This is a genomic window from Dietzia sp. CW19 (assembly GCF_014145265.1).
GTDB classification, from domain to species: Bacteria; Actinomycetota; Actinomycetes; order Mycobacteriales; family Mycobacteriaceae; genus Dietzia; species Dietzia natronolimnaea.
Map to the genome: position 1 here is coordinate 1 of NZ_JAALEE010000359.1, position 3,154 is coordinate 3,154.

At 70.5% G+C, this 3,154-nt stretch carries 2 protein-coding genes and 2 pseudogenes; 2 read left to right on the forward strand and 2 right to left on the reverse strand.

The features are described from left to right. A pseudogene (locus G6021_RS10990) lies at positions 1-260 on the forward strand (methyltransferase type 11); the annotation flags it as partial. A 42-nt stretch (positions 261-302) separates the two neighbouring features. Here the strand turns inward: G6021_RS10990 and glgA are convergent. Continuing rightward, positions 303-1,469, reverse strand: coding sequence for a glycogen synthase (glgA, locus tag G6021_RS10995; protein WP_347238955.1), 1,167 nt, complete (start codon positions 1,467-1,469; stop codon positions 303-305). Positions 1,470-1,612: 143 nt separating this feature from the next. Between glgA and glgC the strand changes: the two genes are divergently transcribed. After that, on the forward strand, positions 1,613-2,839 hold the full coding sequence (glgC, locus tag G6021_RS11000) for a glucose-1-phosphate adenylyltransferase (RefSeq protein WP_182641279.1): 1,227 nt from the start codon (positions 1,613-1,615) through the stop codon (positions 2,837-2,839). Between the two features lie 49 nt (positions 2,840-2,888). On the opposite strand, the pseudogene G6021_RS11005 reads toward glgC, so the two are convergent. Next, positions 2,889-3,154 (reverse strand): annotated as a pseudogene (locus G6021_RS11005) (hypothetical protein); the annotation flags it as partial.

Here is a 3,154-nt window from a genome sequence, read left to right on the forward strand (position 1 = left end):
GGGTCGGGATGCTCGCACCCGCGGCGGACAAGGCCGAGCGCCTGGACACGCACCTGGCCGCCGGGTTCGACCCCGGTCCGGTCCGGGTGGTCGACGTCACCAGCACGGTTCCCGCCGCGATCGCCGCGGACCTGGCCCTCATGGGCCCCAGTGGAGTCCACCTGGGTCGGGCCGGGGTCGAGCGGGCCATCGGGTCCGGCGACGGCCCGGTCCGCGTCCACGTCGAGGTGCGGACGTTCCGCAGGTCTCTGCAGGAGTGACGCGCTCTACACGAGTGAGGCGCTCTACAGGAGGTAGGCGCTCTACAGGAGTGAGGCGTACATCGCGTGGGTCTGCTCGGCGATCGCCTCCCACGCGAACCGCGTCCGGGCCCGCTCCTGCCCGGCACGGCCGTACGCGGCGGCCTTGCCCGGATCGACGACGAGTTCGTTGACCGCGGCCGCGAGACCGGCCTCGAAGGCGCCCGGGTCCGACTCGTCGTAGTGGACGAGCGTGCCGGTCTCGCCGTCGACGACGACCTCCGGGATCCCGCCGACATCGGAGGCGACGACGGCGGTGTCGCAGGCCATGGCCTCGAGGTTGACGATCCCGAGGGGTTCGTACACCGACGGGCACGCGAACACCGTGGCGGCGGAGAGGATCTCGATGACCTCCGCGCGCGGCAGCATGTCGCGGAGCCAGAAGACGCCGTCCCGGGTGGACTGCAGGTCGGCGACCAGTGATTCCATCTCGGCCGCGATCTCCGGGGTGTCCGGGGCACCCGCACAGAGCACGAGCTGGGCGTCCGGGTGGAAATCTCGGGCCGCGCGGACCAGGTGGGGCACTCCCTTCTGACGTGTGATGCGACCGACGAACGCCACGATCGGTCGGTCCGGGTCGACACCGTGCCGCCGGAGGACCGAGTCCTCCCCGGCGAACGTCTCGACCGGTGACCACACCGAGGTGTCGATGCCGTTGAGGATCACGTGGATCTTCTCCGGATCGACCTCGGGGTAGACGCGCAGGATCTCGTCCTTCATCCGTGCACTCACCGCGACCACGGCGTCAGCGTGGGCGAAGGCGTTGCGCTCCGACCACGACGAGACGCGGTAGCCGCCCCCGAGCTGCTCGGCCTTCCAGGGTCGGCTGGGCTCGAGAGAGTGCGCGGACACCACGTGGGGGATGCCGTAGAGCTCCCCGGCGAGGTGGCCGGCCAGGCCCGCGTACCAGGTGTGGGAGTGGACGATGTCCGCCCCCTCCGCGGCCACGCACATGCGCAGGCCGGCGGAGAGGGTCCGGATCGCCGGGTTGGCGTCCTCGCCCAGCTCCGGATCGGGCCGGAACGCCCGCGCGGTGTCGCGGTCCGCGCCCATGCACAGGACGTCGACCTCGCACAGCGGCCGCAGGGTGGCCACCAGTTCGGTCACGTGGACCCCCGCCCCGCCGTAGACCTCCGGTGGGTACTCCCTCGTCATCATCGCTACTCGCACACCGGTCAACCTAGCCCCCCGGGGCGTGCACGGGACCGTTGCGGGTGAACCCCGCCCGACCACGGGGTGTCGGCGCGGGGCGGTGCGGGGGCAAGTCCCGTGATGGTCCGTGGCAACGGCCCGGAAGTCGTTACGGTGGGGGGGTGAGGAACCAGCCGCACGTCCTAGCAATCGTTCTCGCCGGTGGCGAGGGCAAGCGCCTCTTCCCGCACACCGCGGACCGCGCCAAACCGGCGGTGCCGTTCGGCGGGTCGTACAGGTTGATCGACTTCGTCCTGAGCAACCTCGTCAACGCCGGCTTCATGCGGATCTGCGTCCTCACGCAGTACAAGTCGCACTCCCTCGACCGGCACATCTCCCAGGTGTGGCACATGAGGGGGATGGGGGGCGAGTACATCACCCCCGTTCCCGCGCAGCAGCGGCTCGGACCGCGGTGGTACACCGGGTCGGCGGACGCCATCCTGCAGTCGCTGAACCTGGTCCACGACGAGAAGCCGGACCACATCGTCGTCTTCGGGGCCGATCACGTCTACCGCATGGACCCCCGTCAGATGCTCGACCACCACATCGCCACGGGGGCCGCGGTCACAATCGCCGGGATCCGGGTCCCCCGCAGTGAGGCCTTCGCCTTCGGCTGCATCGACGCGGGGGACGACGACCTGATCCGGGACTGGGTCGAGAAGCCCTCCGATCCTCCGGGGACGCCGGACGACCCGGATGCGACGTTCGCCTCGATGGGCAACTACATCTTCACGACGGATGCGCTCGTCACGGCCCTCAAGGCGGACGCGGAGAAGCCCGATTCCACCCACGACATGGGCGGGGACATCATCCCCGCGCTGGTGGAACAGGAGCGCGCGTACGTCTACGACTTCGCCCGCAACCGGGTCCCGGGCGAGACGGAGCGCGACCGGGGGTACTGGCGTGACGTGGGGACCATCGACGCGTTCTACGACGCCCACGTGGACCTGGTCTCAGTGCACCCGGTGTTCAACCTCTACAACAACCTGTGGCCGATCCGGACCCAGCAGGACAACCTGCCGCCAGCCAAGTTCGTCAATGGCGGCATGTCCCAGGAGTCGATGGTGGGGGCGGGGACGATCATCTCCGCGGCCACCGTGCGCAACTCCGTGGTCTCGAACAACGTGGTGGTCGAGGACGGCGCCGTGGTGGAGGGCAGCGTGCTGATGCCCGGTGTGCGCATAGGTCGGGGCGCCGTGGTGCGCAGGGCGATCGTGGACAAGAACTCCTCGATCGGCCCGGGCGACGTGATCGGCGTGGATCACGAGCGCGACCGGCTCCGGTTCCCGATCAGTGCCGGCGGAGTGGTGAGCGTGTCCAAGAACTCCGTCACGTCGCTGCCCGGCTGAGTCGCCAGCCGGGTCCGGTCCAGGGTTCGCCGCCTCCGGGCGCGCGGGCTCAGAGTGCGACCACGGTCAGCCCGCCGCCGACGGGCAGCATGGTGACGTGTGCGTGTTCGGGCAGGTCCGCGCCCTCCGGCAGCGGTGCGTGCTCACCGATCAGGACCAGCGCACCGCCGGGACGCAACAGTTGGTGAGCGCGGGACACCACCCGGGCGACCGAGTGATCCGGGACATCGGCGACGAGCAGGTCGTAGGCGCCGTCGGCGAGCTTGTCGGCCACCTCCAGCGGCCGCGCCGCGATGTAGCGGGCGGCGGACGCGG